14 protein-coding genes are annotated in these 16,938 nt (G+C 65.6%); 8 read left to right on the forward strand and 6 right to left on the reverse strand.

Annotated features, from left to right (window positions below):
- Positions 1-16 precede the first annotated feature (16 nt).
- The 3 genes from ACTNFK_RS03080 to tatA are packed head-to-tail and all read left to right on the forward strand — an operon-like array spanning position 17 to position 1,201.
- Positions 17-385: a sterol carrier family protein gene (locus tag ACTNFK_RS03080; RefSeq protein ID WP_435937739.1), complete on the forward strand. Its 369-nt coding sequence runs from the start codon at positions 17-19 to the stop codon at positions 383-385.
- Positions 386-439: 54 nt separating this feature from the next.
- Positions 440-826 carry an MFS transporter gene (locus ACTNFK_RS03085; RefSeq protein WP_435937738.1) on the forward strand — a complete coding sequence of 129 codons (387 nt, stop codon included), beginning with the start codon at positions 440-442 and terminating at the stop codon, positions 824-826.
- Positions 827-859: 33 nt separating this feature from the next.
- A complete protein-coding gene (gene tatA, locus ACTNFK_RS03090; RefSeq protein WP_435937737.1) occupies positions 860-1,201 on the forward strand; it encodes a twin-arginine translocase TatA/TatE family subunit in 342 nt (113 codons plus the stop codon).
- Between the two features lie 92 nt (positions 1,202-1,293).
- Here the strand turns inward: tatA and purF are convergent, their stop codons facing one another.
- On the reverse strand, positions 1,294-2,754 hold the full coding sequence (gene purF, locus ACTNFK_RS03095; protein WP_435937736.1) for an amidophosphoribosyltransferase: 1,461 nt from the start codon (positions 2,752-2,754) through the stop codon (positions 1,294-1,296).
- 108 nt (positions 2,755-2,862) lie between these two features.
- Between purF and purM the strand changes: the two genes are divergently transcribed.
- Complete coding sequence (purM, locus tag ACTNFK_RS03100; RefSeq protein ID WP_435937735.1) at positions 2,863-3,999, forward strand: phosphoribosylformylglycinamidine cyclo-ligase; 1,137 nt, start codon at positions 2,863-2,865, stop codon at positions 3,997-3,999.
- A 123-nt stretch (positions 4,000-4,122) separates the two neighbouring features.
- Here the strand turns inward: purM and ACTNFK_RS03105 are convergent, their stop codons facing one another.
- Positions 4,123-4,305, reverse strand: coding sequence for a DUF3073 domain-containing protein (locus ACTNFK_RS03105; protein ID WP_433646721.1), 183 nt, complete (start codon positions 4,303-4,305; stop codon positions 4,123-4,125).
- A gap of 188 nt (positions 4,306-4,493) precedes the next feature.
- On the opposite strand from ACTNFK_RS03105, the gene ACTNFK_RS03110 reads away from it, so the two are divergent.
- The gene (locus ACTNFK_RS03110; protein ID WP_435936165.1) at positions 4,494-5,543 is read left to right on the forward strand and encodes an IS30 family transposase; all 1,050 of its coding nucleotides are present in this window, start codon (positions 4,494-4,496) and stop codon (positions 5,541-5,543) included.
- 53 nt (positions 5,544-5,596) lie between these two features.
- A complete protein-coding gene (locus ACTNFK_RS03115) occupies positions 5,597-6,232 on the forward strand; it encodes a hypothetical protein (RefSeq protein WP_435937233.1) in 636 nt (211 codons plus the stop codon).
- 5 nt (positions 6,233-6,237) lie between these two features.
- Here the strand turns inward: ACTNFK_RS03115 and ACTNFK_RS03120 are convergent, their stop codons facing one another.
- Positions 6,238-7,560, reverse strand: coding sequence for a DUF445 domain-containing protein (locus ACTNFK_RS03120; protein WP_435937234.1), 1,323 nt, complete (start codon positions 7,558-7,560; stop codon positions 6,238-6,240).
- Between the two features lie 53 nt (positions 7,561-7,613).
- On the opposite strand from ACTNFK_RS03120, the gene ACTNFK_RS03125 reads away from it, so the two are divergent.
- The gene (locus ACTNFK_RS03125; protein ID WP_445117191.1) at positions 7,614-10,886 is read left to right on the forward strand and encodes an efflux RND transporter permease subunit; all 3,273 of its coding nucleotides are present in this window, start codon (positions 7,614-7,616) and stop codon (positions 10,884-10,886) included.
- The gene (locus tag ACTNFK_RS03130) at positions 10,876-12,420 is read left to right on the forward strand and encodes a DEAD/DEAH box helicase (RefSeq protein ID WP_445117192.1); all 1,545 of its coding nucleotides are present in this window, start codon (positions 10,876-10,878) and stop codon (positions 12,418-12,420) included. Before ACTNFK_RS03125 ends, ACTNFK_RS03130 begins: the two co-directional genes overlap by 11 nt.
- Before the next feature lie 132 nt (positions 12,421-12,552).
- Here ACTNFK_RS03130 and ACTNFK_RS03135 read toward each other — a convergent pair whose 3' ends face one another.
- From ACTNFK_RS03135 to ACTNFK_RS03145, 3 genes are all read right to left on the reverse strand, one after another.
- Positions 12,553-13,890: an O-acetylhomoserine aminocarboxypropyltransferase/cysteine synthase family protein gene (locus tag ACTNFK_RS03135; RefSeq protein WP_435937235.1), complete on the reverse strand. Its 1,338-nt coding sequence runs from the start codon at positions 13,888-13,890 to the stop codon at positions 12,553-12,555.
- Positions 13,887-15,203 (reverse strand): MalY/PatB family protein, encoded by a 1,317-nt coding sequence (locus ACTNFK_RS03140; RefSeq protein WP_435937236.1) that lies wholly within the window; start codon positions 15,201-15,203, stop codon positions 13,887-13,889. The genes ACTNFK_RS03135 and ACTNFK_RS03140 overlap by 4 nt, the downstream gene beginning before the upstream one ends.
- Before the next feature lie 113 nt (positions 15,204-15,316).
- Positions 15,317-16,927, reverse strand: a complete 1,611-nt coding sequence (locus ACTNFK_RS03145; RefSeq protein ID WP_435937289.1) for a SulP family inorganic anion transporter — start codon at positions 16,925-16,927, stop codon at positions 15,317-15,319.
- Positions 16,928-16,938: the final 11 nt, after the last annotated feature.

The raw sequence follows: 16,938 nt of genomic DNA on the forward strand, positions 1-16,938 counted from the left end.
GGATAGTGTCGTGGGCATGGCGAAACGCAGGATCTCGGAGGCAGACGGACGAGGGGCGCTACGTGCGGTGCTTACGGGGGAGGACTCGCGCACGACCGTCGCCACCGCGGTGCGATACCTGCTCGAAGAACTCGCGGAGCGTGCCCCCGGCAATTCCGTCGAGGTGCGGGTGCCCCCGTTTGGTGCGACCCAGTGCGTCGCGGGCCCGCGGCACACCCGTGGCACACCTCCGAATGTGGTCGAGATGCAGCCAGACACGTGGATCGCGCTGGCCACCGGGGGGCTCGAGTGGCAGGCGGCGCTCGATGCCGCGCGGGTGATCGCGTCGGGGGCGCGGGCCGACATCGCGCCGCTTCTGCCGCTGATCCGCCCGGCACAGCCGTGATACCGGTGACGAGCGGTGAAGCGGGCACCCAGCCGATACTGCGAGAATGTGCGCATGAGTAACGAAGAGGCAGCCCCGCAGATCGGTCTGCCAACCGCAGAAGACGCACCGGACGCGCCCCTGGCGGCCGCCGACAAACCCGCTCCTTACGAGCCAGTTGAGACCCGCACCGAGATCGAGGTCGGGCTGCAACGGTCGGTGCGCACCGGACGCGTCATTATTGGTGCCGGGATTCTGGGCGCCGTCATCGCTGCGCTGGTCTCACTCTTCTTCCCCCTCGCGCCGGATGCAGATTACGAGCTTGCACAAATCGCCGGTTTCATGACGCTCATCGGTGCCGCAATCGGGCTCGCGGTCGGGGCGATCCTGGCGCTCGTGCTGGGCCAGGTGGCCAAACGACACCGGGGTGCGGCGATTGCCGTGCACACTGACGTACGATAAACACATTCCTCGATCGATCGGAGCGATCCACACATGTTCGGTAACCTAAGCGGCCCCACGCTGCTGGTCATCCTGTTTATTGTCTTGCTATTGTTCGGTGCTCCGAAGCTTCCGGCGCTCGCGCGGAGCCTCGGTCAGTCGATGAAGATCCTCAAGAAAGAGGTATCGGGCGACGGAGACGAAAATTCCACTGGTGGATCAGGATCCGCGAATGCGCAGTCAGCGCCCCAGGCTCCCGCGGCACCCCAGGCTCCGGCCCAGAGCACCACGCCGCCGGTGCATCCAGCGCCTCCCGCTGAGCCCGCACCGCCCGCCGAACCGCAGGCACCCGTGGCACCGCAGGCCCCCGAAGCTCCGGGCTCAGACAAGTCCTGACACGCAAAGCACAACGGCGTTCCGCTCATCTTGGCGGAACGCCGTTGTGCATTTTTGTGTGGCCCGCCGTTCAACGTGCGAGCCACACCGGATCAGCTTGTCTGCGTCGACTCAACCCAGGAAAGGTATTCCTCGTCGACGTTGCCAGCTAGGTACTCGCCGGTGAAGCAGCTTTCCTCGAGTTCCTTCACCGCGGTCTGCCCGTCGAGAATGGCGCGATTCATTCCATCGACCGTCTGATACACGAGGTGATCGGCGGCAAGTTCGGCCGCGATCTGATCGATGCTCCGTCCGTGCGCGATGAGTTCGGCACGGGTGGGCATATTGATGCCGTAGACGTGCGGAAATAGCACGGGAGGCGCGGCCGAGGCGAAGGTCACCGAGTTAGCGCCGGCGGTGCGGGCCATCTCGACGATCTCGCGCGAGGTCGTGCCGCGCACGATCGAATCATCGACGATCAAGACGTTCTTTCCGCGGAACTCGGTGCTCATGGCGTTGAGCTTCTGGCGCACACTCTTCTTGCGCACGGCCTGGCCGGGCATGATGAATGTGCGGCCCACGTAGCGGTTCTTGAAGAAGCCTTCGCGATACTCAATGCCGAGTTTCTGTGCCACCTGCATGGCGCTCGGCCGGGCTGAGTCCGGGATCGGCATGACCACGTCGATGCTGCCATTCGGCACCTCAAGCGCGACCTGTTCGGCGAGCACATCACCGAGACGCAGGCGCGCGTCGTAGACCGAGATGCCGTTCATCACCGAGTCTGGCCGGGCCAGGTAGATGTACTCGAACGCGCAGGGGAGCAGACGCGGATTCTTTGCATACTGTCGCGAGGACAGGGTGCCGTCTGGAGCGATGAGGATCGCCTCGCCGGGCTCGACGTCGCGCACGATCTCGTAGCCGCCAGACTCGAGCACGAGCGACTCTGACGCGATGACCCACTCGTCACGACCCTTTGCGCCATCGCGGCGGCCCAGTACCAGCGGGCGGATGCCCAGCGGATCGCGGAACGCGAGCAGCCCATGCCCGGCGATGATGGCGATCGTGGCGTATGAACCTTCGACACGCTCGTGCAGGCGCTCAACCGCGTCAAACACGTGCGTGGAATCGAGGGAGAGGCCGGTGACGCTCGACTGCAGTTCGTTGGCCAGCACGTTGAGCAACAGCTCGGTATCGCTGTGTGTATTGAGGTGGCGCCGATCCACGTTGTACAGCTCTGCGCTGAGTTCGCGCGTGTTGGTGAGATTTCCGTTGTGCACCAAGATGATGCCGTAGGGTGCGTTGACGTAGAAGGGCTGCGCCTCTTCTTCGCGCGATGCTGATCCACTCGTCGCGTAGCGCACGTGGCCGAGGCCGACGGTGCCCAGCAGGCTGCGCATGTCGCGAGTGCGGTAGGCCTCGCGCACCTGCCCGCGCGACTTCACCATGTGGAACTGGCTGCCGTCAGCGGTAGCGATTCCGGTCGAATCCTGCCCGCGATGCTGCAACAACAGCAGACTGTCGTAGATCTGCTGGTTAACGGGTTCCTGCGAGACGATGCCGACAATGCCGCACATGCTAGATGTTGCTCCTGCGAACGAAGGGGGTGCCGCGCACCGCGGCTCATCAAGTCTCGCACACCTGGCCAAGTGCTCCTGCGACGTACCCAGTGGATCCCTGGGCCTATGCCGGGGCAGGGTAGGCTGGGGCGCGTGAGCGAGAACCCGTCGATCTATGCCCAGGCCGGTGTTGACACTGCAGCCGGAGATGTTGCCGTTGAACTGATGAAGTCGGCGGTGGCCCGTACCCACGGGCCCGAGGTGCTCGGCGGGGTGGGCGGCTTCGCCGGCCTCTTCGACGCGTCGGGGCTGACCGGCTACACGCGCCCGCTGCTCGCAAGCTCGACCGACGGTGTCGGCACGAAGGTCGCGATCGCGCAGGCACTCGACAAGCACGACACCATCGGTCAAGACCTGGTGGCCATGGTGGTCGACGACATCGTCGTGGTCGGTGCCAAGCCCCTGTTTATGACCGACTACATCGCCTGCGGCAAGCTCGTGCCGGAACGCATCGCGTCGATTGTGCGCGGCATCGCCGAGGCCTGTGAAGCGACCGGTACGGCGCTCGTGGGCGGCGAGACGGCCGAGCACCCGGGCCTGCTGGGCGTCGACGACTACGACGTGGCGGGTGCCGCGGTGGGTGTCGTCGAAGCCGACCGGTTGCTCGGACCCGATCGGGTGCGTGACGGTGACGTGGTGCTCGCGATGGGCGCTTCTGGGCTGCACTCGAACGGCTTCTCCCTCGTGCGTCACATCATGGCTGGACGCGACCTGCTCTACACCGACCACTCCGCGGAGTTGGGCACCACCTACGGCGAGGCGCTGCTCGAGCCGACGGCGCTCTACACCGCACCGCTACTTCGGGTGCTGGATGACCCCGCACTCGATGGCGCGATCCACTCGCTGAGTCACGTCACCGGGGGAGGCATCGCGGCGAACCTCGCGCGCGTGCTGCCGGTGGGCAGCTGGGTCGAAGTGGATCGCCAGGGCTGGTCGCCGCTTCCGGTCTTCCGGCACCTCGCCGACCTCGGCGGGCACTCCCTCGAGAGCCTTGAGGGAGCGTGGAACCTTGGGATCGGCATGTTCGCGGTGGTCGATGCCGCTCGCGCCGGAGCCGTGGCCGATCGCCTGCGCGCCGAAGGTCTCACCACATGGGTGGCAGGCACGATCTCAACGAGCGCGCGCGATTTCACCGGCTTCGAGCAGGGCGCTAAGGGTGTCGACGGCGGGGCCGTGCGCCTCGTCGGCGGCTACGCCGGCTAAGCGAATGCCCGGGGGCGGCTACGCCGGCTAAGCGAATGCCCGGGGGCACGGTAGATGCCCCTCCCGGGAACGGCGAACGCCCCGCATAGCTACGGGGCGTTCGTTCGCAGTGCTGATGATTCGCTACTTCTCGTCGTCCGAGTCGTCGTCATCGTTGTACTTGTCAGCGTACTCAGCCCAGGGATCAGCGCTCGCCTGACGTGCAGCGAGCTCCCGTTCGAGCTCAGTAAGGTTCGTATTCGGGCTGAAGTATTTCAACTCCCGAGCTACCTTGGTGTGCTTTGCTTTTTGACGGCCGCGCCCCATGCGTGACCCCCTTACACATTCGGGCCTCGCGAAAATGCAATTTCCGCGAGGCAAGGGTTGCTTGAAATAAACGTATGCGGCAAAGCTTATCATGCCTGACGCGGCCGCAGATGCGTCCCGGGTTCTAAACGGAAGCGCAACACCTAAGGTGTGAGTTGTCTAGACCACCACCGAAGGGCTGCGCTTCCTTGTCCACACATTACCGCCACCTCACCCTTGACGACAGAATCGAGATTGAGAAACTCATCGGCCACGGCCATAACCGTGCGGAGATCGCACGCCACCTCGGCGTGCACCGCTCCACCATCACCCGCGAGATCAGGAAACGCTCGTGGCAGCCCGAACGAGACCACGGGAACCTGCGACCCTACCTGCGGAACAAACTCAACACCCGCAGCCCCCGCGACCGTCTGTATCTCGCGGGTCAAGCACAACTCCATGCCGACACGCGAAGGTCACGGTCGCATCAGCCCTACCGCATGACACACGACCCGCTCATTGATTGGGTGATCGGACACTTACGGCGGGGTTGGACCCCGGAAGAGATCAGCGGACGCCTCCCCATGGAGCACCCCAACGACCACCGCATGCGGGTGAGTACGGAAACGGTGTACGCCTGGATCTACTCGCCCGGCCAGCAGCACCGACAGCTCTGGCAGTATCTTGAGCGCGGGCAGAAGAAACGCCGCCGGCTCAAGGGCAGAAGCGTGCACACCGAACGGATCAAATATCGGGTCTCAATTCATGAACGCCCCACCGAGGTTGACACGCGTGAAGAGTTTGGGCATTGGGAATCCGATAGCGTGCTCGGCGCCCGTGGCACCGGGGCACTCCACACCACGATCGAACGTCGGTCGCGCTACTACACCGCGGTGAAGCTCCCTCACGCTGCGGCCGATCCCACCCTGCACGCCCAGCTGGGCATCTACCAGCAACTCCCGCCCCACGCGGTCCGGTCAGTTACCGCGGACAACGGGAGCGAGTTCGCGCACCACTACAAACTCGCCGACACGATCGGGGTGCCCACCTATTTCTGTGACCCCTACAGCGCCTACCAGCGTGGGAGTAACGAACACTTCAACCGGCGCATCCGCCGATACCTCCCAAAAGGCGAAAGCTTCACTGACCTTACCCAACGGGAACTGGACGAGTACGTGTGGGAGATTAATAACCGGCCCAGGAAGGTGCTCGGATGGGCGACCCCGGCAGAGGTGTTTCAAGAGTTATGCTCGGGGTGACTCACTGGGTGTTGCACTCCGAACTAAAATCCGGGCGTCGATAGGATGGGGCCGTGGCCAGCTCACCCGAGAGACAACGTATCGTGCGTCGCGTACTGATCGTGGCGCTCGTTGCCGCCGTTCTTGTGTTGGCCGCAGCGGCGTGGATAGTCGTGCCAATCCTGACTCACAACAGTGCCGGAAGCTCAGGGCAAGATCAGCTGCCCGAGGGGTTCGTCAATGAGGCACGCGCCGAGGGTGCCGACGGGCGAACCCGCGAGCTCGTCGTCGAGACGACTGCCGGTTCGCCGGCAGACCTCGCCCAGCTTACGCCGGGAGATGAGCTCATTATTCGGGGTTCCGGCTTTGATGCTGGAATCGGAATATACGTGGCAATCTGCGCGGTTCCGTCAATTCCGGGTGAGAAGCCCTCACCCTGTCTCGGTGGGATTCCCGAGACCGCCGAGGGTGCGGTGGTGGCCGAGACCAGCGTCTGGATCACGGACAACTTCGCTTGGGCGGCATTCGCTAATCAGGGGTACGACGATGCCGGGGCGGGCACATTCACGGCGACCTTGCTAGTGCCCGAATCCTCCTCGAACGGCCTCGACTGCACGCTCTCACTGTGTGCGATCACGACCCGGGCGGACCACACCGCGGCGAACGACCGGGTGCAAGACCTGCAACTTCCCGTCGCATTCACCCGCTGATCCGCCTACGAGGTCAGTGGGGCGATGACGAGCGACGCGAACGTGTAGATACCGAGCCCCGCGAGCGCGCCCACGACGGTGCCGTTGATGCGGATGAACTGCAGATCCTTCCCGACCTGCAGCTCGATCTTCTCGGCAGCCTCCTGCGCGTCCCAGCGCTGCACAGTCTCGCTGACCACGCTCGCGATGTCGTGCCGATAGCTCCGCACGAGGTGCTCGGCGACCTGCATCACCCACACATCGATCTTGAACTGCAGGGTGGGCTCGTCAAGCAGGCGGTGCCCGAAGTCTTGCAGCGCCAACACCATTCGTGTGCGCAATTCACTCGCTGGGTCTTCAAGCATCTCGACGAGGGCCGCGCGGGCGGTCACCCAGGTGCTCTCGGCAAGGCCGCGAATGCGCGGGCTGTCGAATACCTCGTGCTTGAAGGACTCCAGCTGACCCTGCAACTCGGGCTTTTCACGCAGATCTTCTGCGAGGTCGGCGAGGAAGCCCGCGACGGCAAGACGGAAGGGGTGGTGCTGATCCGCCCGCACAGCTTGCGCGAAACGCACCGTCTCTGCGTGAAGCCGACCATCGACGAACCGCTGCGCAACACTCGGCAGCCACGACGGAAGTCGCGACGACACCATGCTGTCGAATGCGTCGGGGTGGTGGATCAGCCAGTCCTCCAAGCGCGCCGCCGCCATATCGATCAGGGCTTCCTGATGTGATCCGGCGACGAACGAGTCGATCGCGCCGCCGAGTAGGGGGCTCCAAGCGGGCTCGACAACGTGGCGCCGCACGAGTGCCTCGAGCAGCTCCTGCACGTCGCTGTCGTTGAGCACCGTCAGGGCCCCGAGGCCGGCACTCGCGATCATCTCGCCGAGCCGCTCGGAGTGGTGGCGATCCACCAGCCAATCGCCCGCCATGCGCGCGCCACTGATAGTGCTGAGCTTCTCGTGCACGACCTCGTCGGCGAGGAAATTTTCTTCGATGAAGGAACCGAGCCCCTCACCGATCTCATCTTTTTTGTTGGAAATCAGGCTGGTGTGCGGAATCTTGATTCCGAGCGGGTAGCGGAAAATGGCCGTCACCGCGAACCAGTCGGCGAGCGCGCCGACCATCCCACCCTCGCTTGCAGCGCGAACGTAGGCGAGCCAAGGGATTCGGTCTTGCAGGGCGAAGGACACGACGAACACCACCGCCATGAAGAGCAACAGTCCGAGCGCGAGTGCCTGCATGCGACGGAGTTGCCGGAGCCGCTCGAAATCGGCCGGGGAGGTCGCACCCAGGGTGCGACGCGGCCGACGGGCGGCGGAGGTCGTTCCAATTCGTAAGCCAGGCATTCAAGTATTATCCCGCGCAGGTGCATTTCAGTCGTGCATGGGATGATGATCGGATGCATCTCCTTGCCGCAGCGAGCCTCAAAAACCGAGCGCTTATCGCACTGGTCACCATCGTCGCGTCGCTGTTTGGCCTCATAAGCGTCAACGCATTGAAGCAGGAGTTACTTCCCTCGGTGCAGTTTCCGGCGATCGTCGTCATCACCGCGTATCCGGGAGCATCACCCGAGGTTGTCAACTCCGACGTGTCGACCCCGATCGAGACCGCGCTGCGCGGGGTGCCGGGGCTCGAAAGCAGCACCGCGACATCCTCGACCGGTATCTCGACGGTACTGGCACAGTTCACCTACGGTATCGACTTGGCGTCGACGGAGCAGAAGGTTGAGCGCGCGATCAGTCGCATCTCGCGGGTGCTTCCCGAGTCGGTTGATCCGCAGGTCGCGTCGGGCAGCATTGACGATTTCCCGGTGATTCAGATCGCGGTTACTCCGCCAGACGGGGTCGAACCAGAAGTCACCGCAGAGCTCGTGGATCGCATCGCCGTTCCCGAGCTCGGCGAACTTGACGGCGTGCGCGAGGCGCAACTCGCCGGTGCGCGCGGCGACCGTGTCACGATCACGCCAGACGAGGCACGTTTGTCGGAGGAAGCCCTGACCACACAGTCGATCCGCGACGCGTTGCAGCAGAGCGGTGTGCTCATCGCCGCCGGAACAGTGACTGAGGGGGAGCGAACACTCGCCGTGCAGGCCGGCTCGACCCTCGAGTCTGTCGACGATATCTCGTCACTGCCGCTGACCCGGAGCGCCGAGATCCTTGCGGCTCGCGCGGAGGCCGCTGCCGCTCAGGCATCCGCGGCATCTGCAGCCTCCGCACAGTCGCCGCTGGCTGCCTCAGGCTTTGGCACCGGCGGGGCACTCGCTCAGGCGCCTCCCGCAGCAAGCGAGCCACTTCCCACCATCACGATCGGCGAGGTCGCCACGGTCGCGCTGGAACAGAACCCGGAGCAGAGCATCTCTCGGGTCAACGGCAAGCCCGCGGTGACGATCGCGATCACCAAGCTGTCGTCGGCCAACACCGTTGATGTGTCGCACTCGGTGATCGAGGCGCTGCCCGGCCTCGAAGAATCGCTGCAGGGTGCGTCGCTTGAGGTGATCTTTGACCAGGCCCCCTACATTGAGCAGTCCATCGAGACGCTCGCCGTCGAGGGTCTGCTCGGGCTCGTATTCGCCGTGTTCGTCATTTTGATCTTCCTCCTGTCACTTCGGGCGACGCTCGTCACCGCGATCTCGATCCCCGTCTCGGTGCTGCTCACCTTCATCGGCCTGAACTTCGCCGAATACACCCTCAATCTGTTGACGTTGGGCGCCCTCACCATCTCCATCGGCCGCGTCGTCGATGACTCGATCGTGGTGATCGAGAACATTAAGCGACACCTGGCGTTCCCGAGCCCAGAAGGCCGACAGACGGTGATCGTGCGCGCAGTGCGCGAGGTTGCCGGAGCCATCACGGCCTCGACCGTCACCACCATCGCGGTGTTCCTCCCGTTGGCGTTCGTCTCGGGTACCGTTGGCGAACTCTTCCGACCCTTCTCGTTCACGGTCTCGATCGCGCTGGCCGCGTCGCTCTTCGTGTCACTCACGATCGTGCCGGTACTCGCATACTGGTTCCTGCGCGACAGCTCCCGCAAGCGCACCGCCGACGGTGCGCGAGAACTCGTGCCCGTCGACGAAGAGCCCGACGCCAAGCGCGGGGTCTCCGGACTCGTGCTTCGCGGGTACCGCCCGATCATTGATTGGACGCTGAAGCATCCCGCAGTGACTCTGATGGTCGCCTTGCTGGTGTTCGGTGGCACGATCGCGACCGCGCCGCTGATGAAGACCAGTTTCATCGGCAGCGACGAACAGAACTCCGTCAACCTGAGTCAGACCCTTGCTGCTGGTACGAGCCTGGAAGCCCAGCTCGTCGAGGCCGAGCGAGTGGAGCAGGCCCTCGCCGGGATCCCTGAGGTCGACACCGTGCAGGTCACGATCGGCAGCGGGGGCGCTGGCCTCCAGGCCGCCTTCGGCGGCGGTGACGGCGTGATCCGCTACGCGATCACGACCGATCCCGATGCCTCACAAACCGAGCTGCAAGACGAGATCCGCACCACGGTAGAGGCGCTCGACGATGCCGGAGAATTCTCAATCGCTTCGGGCGGTGGGCCGATCGGTGGCTCGAGCGCGATCGAGGTCTCCGTCGCCGCCCCTGATCAGGCGACACTGACCGAGGCGAATGACGCGGTGGTTGAAGCCCTCCGAGCGCAGGATGGGCTGGTGCAGGTCGAGAGCGACCTGGCAACATCCCGCCCGTACCTCGCCGTCGAGGTGGATCGCGGCAAGGCCGCCGACGCTGGCCTCAGCGAGGTCGCGGTCGCCACGCTCGTCGCGCAGCAGATGAGCCCCTCGCAGATCGGGCAGATCGTGATCGAGGCGACCTCGATCGGTGTCTACCTCTCCGCCGGTCCCGCGCCGACTGATCCTGACGGCGTCGCCGCGCTCCTGATTCCCACCCGCGGTGGCGAGGTGCGACTGGATTCGCTCGCTATCGTCGCGGTCACTGACGGCCCGGTGAGTATCAGCACCCAAGACACGGTGCGGATCGCGGTGGTCTCCGCACTCCCGGCCGGGGACGACCTGGGCGCCGCGGGCGCGCTCGTGGACGAAGCGCTCGCTGGCTTGGAGCTTCCGGCGGGTGCGTCCGCCGGGGTGGGCGGTGTGCTCTCTGAGCAGGCGGAGTCTTTCCAGCAGCTCGGACTCGCCCTGCTTGCCGCGATCCTGATCGTGTACGTGGTGATGGTTGCGACCTTCAAGAGCCTGTTGCAGCCGCTGCTCCTGCTTGTCTCGGTGCCGTTTGCGGCCACCGGCGCCATCCTGCTGCTCGTCGTCACCGGGATTCCGCTGGGGGTGGCCTCGCTCATCGGCGTGCTGATGCTCATTGGCATCGTGGTGACCAACGCGATCGTGCTCATCGACCTGGTGAACCAGCTACGAGAACGCGGCAAACCACTCTACGAAGCGGTGCGCAGCGGATCCCTGTTGCGTCTTCGCCCGATCGTCATGACGGCGCTGGCGACCATCCTCGCGCTCGTGCCGATGGGGCTCGGCATCACGGGTAAGGGTGGGTTCATCTCGCAGCCACTCGCAATCGTGGTGATCGGTGGACTGCTTTCCTCGACGGTGCTCACGCTGATCGTGCTGCCCACCCTGTACTTCGCGGTGGAACGCCGACGCGAGCGGGCGCGCGAGCGACGGCTGGAGCGCCGCGAGCAGCGGATCGAACATGGCGCGTAAGTCGGGCGGCGGGTTCCGCGCCCCCAAGAATTACGAGCCGGGCAGGGGCAGCAAGCCGAGCAAAGCTGGCTGGCGAGCCGAGCAATCGGGAGGCGCGAAGCCGACCGGAAGCGGGAAGTCCGCGTCCGGAAGGTCGGCCGCGCGGCCCACGGACCGGCAGGATGGCGAGCGTTCGCAGCGCGCACAGCGTATCCGCGACACTGCGCCCGCGGGTGCGCGGCGCGAGCCGCGCACCGATCCACCCGCCCTGCCCGCGGTTCCACCCGCGCCGCTCGAGGCACGCCGCACGACTCCCGCCGAGGTTTCCGGCACAACGTTCAGTGATCTGGGTCTCGGTGGCAACATCGTGCGGGCGCTCGCCGAACTGGGAGCGATCACGCCGTTTGCGATACAGGCCGTCACGATCCCTGACATCCTGCAGGGCCATCACGTGCTGGGTCGAGGCCGCACGGGATCAGGCAAGACCATCGCGTTCGGGGCAGCCCTCGTCGAGCGGCTCCTCCGGCTGAAAGCGGAGGGCGCGTTCCCATCCGACGCGCCCAAGGAGAAGCCGCAGCGGGGTGTACAGCAGAAGCGCCCGGCGAGGCAGGCCGCACGGGCGCCCAAGGCCCTGATCCTCGCCCCGACGCGGGAACTCGCGTTGCAGATCGACCGCACCGTGCAACCGATCGCGCGCGCCGTAGGGCTCTACACCGGCCAATTCGTGGGCGGTGCCCCGTTTGAGCCGCAACTGCATTCCCTGGCACGCGGGGTCGACATCGTCATCGGCACCCCCGGCCGCGTCGAGGACCTCTCGATGCGTGGCCACTTGAACCTCGGCCAGGTCGCCGTCACGGTCATCGACGAGGCAGACCACATGTCGGAACTCGGGTTCATCGAGCCGGTCCAGCGGATCCTGCGCAGCACCCGGCGGCGCAGTCAGCGACTGCTCTTCTCAGCTACGCTCGATGGGCGGGTGGAGGCGCTGGTCGCCGAGTTCATGCCGCGCCCCGCGATACACGAGGTGGTCGACGATGCGGGCTCGAGCGAAGAGCCGGGCGGCACGAGCGACGTGACCCACCGGGTGCTGGTTGTGCTGCGCGAGCACAAAGACGACGTTCTGATGCAGCTGGTCGTGGGCGGCGGTCGCACTGTGGTGTTCTGCCGCACGCGCGCCTACGCCGAGATGGTCACCGAGCGGTTGACCGAGGCCGGGGTGAAGGCCCTCGCCCTACACGGAGACCTGAGTCAGGCGCGCCGCGAACGCAATCTGGCGAAATTTACTGAGGGCAACGTTGATGTTCTCGTCGCGACCGACGTGGCCGCGCGCGGCATTCACGTCGATGACATCGATACGGTGCTGCAGGCGGATCCGCCGGACGACCCGAAAGCGTATGTGCACCGCGCAGGACGCACGGGTCGCGTGGGGAAGGCTGGCAGCGTGATCACCCTGATCCCGCGCACGCGGCAGAAGCGCACGCGCGAACTCTTCGAGGCGGCGGGCATCGAGCCCGATTACTTTGGCGACTTCGAGCCCGGAGCCTCTTTGTCCTAGCTTGCCGAGTTGGGGCGGTGGACTGGATTCGGCTCTCTCGGCAATCCGGTCGCATCCGCTTCGCGGACGCTCCTGCCAGACCCAGCCAGCCTCGTTCCCCGAACCCAGACCACCGCCCCGAGGGTCAACTATCTAAAGCGCCGCGGCGACCCGGTCGAGCGCCCGGCGCAGGTCGGCGATGAGGTCGCCCACCGACTCAATGCCGACAGACAGGCGTACGAGGCCCTCGGTGATGCCCAGTCGCGCGTTGAGCTCGGCGGGGAATGTCGCGTGCGTCGAGGTGGCCGGGTGGATCGCCATCGACCGGGTATCGCCGATGCCCGTCATGCGGGAGAACACGCTGAGGCCGTCAATAAACGCGCGCGCCCCGTCACGGCCTCCGCGCACCGTCACACCAAACACCGAGCCACTGCGCCCACCGTAATCGCGCACCGCGAGCTCGTAGAGCGGGTTTGACGGAAGTCCCGCATAATCGACCGACTCGACCTCGGCTTGTTCCTCGAGCCAGGTCGCGATCGTGAGCGACGACTCCACGTGCCGCTCCATACGCAGTGACAGCGTCTCCATGCCCTGCTGCAGGAGGAAGGCGTTGAACGGCGACAGCGACGGCCCGATATCGTTCACCACCGATTCACGCACCGCGCGCGCGTATGCGGCGGTGCCGAAACGCTCGAGCATGGAGGCAACCCCGGGCCGGGGCCCGTCGGTGACCAGTGGGAAGTGGCGCGGCGAACCAGCCCAATCAAAGGTGCCACCGTCGACCACCGCGCCGCCGACCGCCGCCCCGTGGCCGGTCAGAAACTTCGTGGTCGAGTGCACCACGATGTGTGCGCCGTGTTCGAAGGGCCGAATCAGCGCAGGAGTGCCCACGGTGTTGTCGACGACCACCGGCAGCCCGTATCGTGCCGCCACTTCGGCCACTCGACGCAGGTCGACCACGTCATTGAGAGGGTTGGGGATCGACTCCGTGTAAATCGCCTTCGTCCGCGGCGTGATCGTGCGCTCCCACTCGGCATCGTCTGTCGCGTCCCACACGTAGTCAACGTTGATGCCGAATCGTTTGAAACTGCGCCCGAACAGGATGCGGGTTCCGCCGTAGATCGAAGCGGTCGAAACGATGTGGTCACCCGACCCAGCGAGTGCGAAGAGGGCTGCGCTAATCGCGGCCTGCCCGCTCGACACGGCGACGGCGGCGGTCCCGCCCTCCAGCGACGCGAGCCGCTCCTCGGCGACCCAGTTGGTCGGATTGCCCTGACGCGAGTAGATCGGGTCGGTCGATTTCCCGGTGAAGCGGTCCGCCCCATCCTCGAAATCCGCGAACACGTAGCCCGCCGACATTGCGATCGGCGGCACCCGAAGGCCCGCGTTGAGATCGGGGTGCTCCCCAGCATGCACCTGGCGGGTGTCGAAGCCGAAGCCCTCCCAATCGGTCACTGGTGTTGTTGCGGGGTGTGGATCGCGTGGGGTCAAGAGACCGCTCCGTTCTGTGCCTGTGCCTGTGCCGTCGCCACGAGAGTGGCGATGCGATCCACTGCCTGGCGAATCGTGTCGGGTGCGCACGCGAGGTTCACACGCACGTGGCCCTCACCGCCGACACCGAAGGCCGTGCCTTTGCCAAGTGCGACCTTGGCCTCGGTGAGGATGCGCCGGAATGGATCGGGGCCCAGGCCAGCCTGACTGAAGTCGAGCCACGCGAGGTAGCCAGCGTGCGGCCGGGCGTAGGCCACGCCCGGAAGCTTCTCGGCGATGAGCTCGGCGAGGAGATCGGCGTTCGCCTCGATCTGCACGATGGCGCGGTCGAGCCAATCTCCCGCGTCTCGGAAGGCGGCGATGCCAGCGTGCAGCCCGAGGATACTCACGCGCGTGGTCACCTCGGGCGGAAGCCGACGCAGCAGCTGATTCGCGCGCTCGTCGGCCGCGACGATGACCGAGCATTTCAGACCCGCGACATTCCAGCCCTTGCTGGCCGAGGTGGCGGTGACGGCGAGGGCCCCGGCCGCCGCGGCGAGTGGGGCGAACGGCGTGAACGTGTGGCCACGATGGGTCAGCGGCGCGTGGATCTCATCGGAGATCACAAAAACGTCGTACTGGGCGGCGAGCCGGGCGAGTTCCGCGAGATCGCTGGGGGAGTGCAGGAGCCCGTGGGGGTTGTGCGGGTTGCACAGCACGAGTGCGTCAATGCCGGGCTCAGCGGCGAACGCGCGCTCAAGCGCAGCAAGGTCGAGGCGCGCCGCAATGCCCGTGGGCGTGGTGGCGGGCACCGCGTCCTGAACGAGTGGGATCTGCACAACCTCCACCGGAAGTTCCTCGAGCATCTCGAAGAAGGACGGGTAGACGGGGGTCGTGATCGCAACGCGCCCTCCCGCGGGCACCCGCAGTCGAAGCGGCTCGACGATGCCGCAACTCACGTCGGTTGCCAGGTGGACGTGGGCGGGATCCACCTGCCAGCCCCATCGCTCACGGGCGAACTTGGCGAACACCGGCGCTAGCTCGCCGGGGCCGTCAAGATACCCGGTATCGCTCGCGAGCACCCGCGAGATGATGGCCTGTTGCACCTTGGGTGAGAGCGTGAAGTCCATCTCGGCAACAAAGAGGGGAAGGACGTCGGCAGAAAACCTGGTCCACTTGAGGCTCGTGCGTTGGGTGCGCAGGATCGACGGATCGAGCTCACGAAACGGAACGCCACTCGGGTCGGTGTCGGTGGGGGTCGAGTTGCTCCCCGGGCTGACGCTTGCGCCGGTGCCCGCTCGGGGGGTGTCGTGACAATCTGCTTCGGAGGCCATACCTCCATTCTCCACCTTCATCAGCTGGGTGGCACGCCAGGGCGTAAAGGTGCGTAAGAGGGGCGGCCGAGGCGTGCGTGGTTATCGGCCGCATCATCGGAGGTCGCGGTCGGCTAGCCGTTCGCGCGCGCGATGTGGCTGCGCGCGTGCTCGATCGCGGGGTCAAGCTCCGTGAACAGGTGGTTCGGGTGGCGCAACGATTCGATGACTCCGAGCTGGGCGAGCAGCTCCTTGTGTTCCGGTCTGATGCCCTTGATGAGGACGGTTGCTCCGCGCTGCTCAAGGGCGGTCACCATCTCTGCGAGCGCGTTTGCCCCCGTCGAATCGATGATTTGCAGCCCGGACAGTCGCAGGATCACAACCTCAACCTCGCCCGCATCAGCCACCTCATCGAGCAGACGCTCCGCCGCTCCGAAAAACAGCGAACCCTCGAGTCTGAACAATGCGATGCGCTCGTCGCCCGGCTGGGGTTCGCCAGGTAACGGTTCGCGGTGTGCGCCGCTGGTGCGGCTGAGAGTGCGCAGGGCAAAGAAAGCGGCCGCGGCGATGCCGATACCAACCGCCACGATCAGGTCGAAGGCGACCGTCACGAAGGCCGTGACGAGGAACACCAGGGCGCTTGACCCGCCGGAATTGAATACGCGGCGAATAGTCGACACCGACACCATTCGCGCCGCGGTCACCATCAGTACGCCCGAGAGCGCAGCGAGCGGGATCACCGAGACGACATCTGCCGCCACTAGCACGATCAGCAGGAGCAGGATCGCGTGCACGATTGCCGCCAGACGAGACCGCGCGCCACTGCGAACGTTCACCGCGGTGCGGGCGATGGCACCGGTTGCCGGCATGCCACCAAAGAGCCCTGCGGCAATAGATGCGAGCCCTTGCCCGAAGAGCTCGCGGTCGGCGTTCAACGGTCCGGTGGGTGCGAGCGTCGCCGCTACCCGGGCGGAGAGGAGCGATTCGATGGCTGCGAGGGCTGCCACAGCGAAGGCCGGCCCGATCAGCGCAATGACCATCGCCGAGTCAAACGCGGGAAGGCTCGGAGCGGGAAGAGAATGAGGAAGTGCGCCGATGGTTGCGAGCGGAAGCTGGAACAGGGTCGCCGACACGGCGACCACGACGATCGCGACGAACGATCCTGGAAGTGACGGCACCCACTTGGCGAGTGACACCATGATTACGGCTACCGCGATGACAATGCCCAATGGCAGAAATGCCTCCGGCCATGCCGCGGTCATAACGACTTGCCACGCGGCGACCACGGCATTGGTGGCGTGCGATTCACTCTGCACACCGAGCGCCGATGGCACTTGCTGGAGGAAGATAATGACGCCAATGCCGGCGGTGAATCCCTCGATCACCGGCCAGGGAATGTAACTTACCGACCGCCCGAGCTTGAAGAGCCCCGCGGCAACCACGAGCACCCCTGCCATGATGCTGACGACAACCACTGCCCCGACGCCGTACATGACAACGATGGGGGCGAGCACCACCACCATCGCGCCGGTCGGACCCGACACCTGCACGCTCGATCCACCAAATACCGCAGCGACGATACCCGCAACGATTGCCGTGATGAGTCCGGCCTCGGCTCCCACCCCGGAGCTCACCCCAAAGGCGAGCGCCAGCGGGAGGGCGACGATTCCGACGGTGATGCCAGCAATGAGGTCGGCGCGCCAGCTTCTTGGCACCCCGCTGTAGTCGTTCGCACTGGGAAGCATCGAGCGAAACG

The organism is Leucobacter fengyongliangi (genome assembly GCF_052386045.1).

What these genes read in the sequence shown, in the direction of transcription:
- ACTNFK_RS03080 (WP_435937739.1), top strand. Translation starts at nt 17, where the DNA reads ATGGCGAAACGCAGGATCTCGGAGGCAGACGGACGAGGGGCGCTACGT.
- ACTNFK_RS03085 (WP_435937738.1), top strand. Translation starts at nt 440, where the DNA reads ATGAGTAACGAAGAGGCAGCCCCGCAGATCGGTCTGCCAACCGCAGAA.
- tatA (WP_435937737.1), top strand. Translation starts at nt 860, where the DNA reads ATGTTCGGTAACCTAAGCGGCCCCACGCTGCTGGTCATCCTGTTTATT.
- purF (WP_435937736.1), bottom strand. Translation starts at nt 2,754, where the DNA reads ATGTGCGGCATTGTCGGCATCGTCTCGCAGGAACCCGTTAACCAGCAG.
- purM (WP_435937735.1), top strand. Translation starts at nt 2,863, where the DNA reads ATGCCGGGGCAGGGTAGGCTGGGGCGCGTGAGCGAGAACCCGTCGATC.
- ACTNFK_RS03105 (WP_433646721.1), bottom strand. Translation starts at nt 4,305, where the DNA reads ATGGGGCGCGGCCGTCAAAAAGCAAAGCACACCAAGGTAGCTCGGGAG.
- ACTNFK_RS03120 (WP_435937234.1), bottom strand. Translation starts at nt 7,560, where the DNA reads ATGCCTGGCTTACGAATTGGAACGACCTCCGCCGCCCGTCGGCCGCGT.
- ACTNFK_RS03125 (WP_445117191.1), top strand. Translation starts at nt 7,614, where the DNA reads ATGCATCTCCTTGCCGCAGCGAGCCTCAAAAACCGAGCGCTTATCGCA.
- ACTNFK_RS03130 (WP_445117192.1), top strand. Translation starts at nt 10,876, where the DNA reads ATGGCGCGTAAGTCGGGCGGCGGGTTCCGCGCCCCCAAGAATTACGAG.
- ACTNFK_RS03140 (WP_435937236.1), bottom strand. Translation starts at nt 15,203, where the DNA reads ATGGCCTCCGAAGCAGATTGTCACGACACCCCCCGAGCGGGCACCGGC.
- ACTNFK_RS03145 (WP_435937289.1), bottom strand. Translation starts at nt 16,927, where the DNA reads ATGCTTCCCAGTGCGAACGACTACAGCGGGGTGCCAAGAAGCTGGCGC.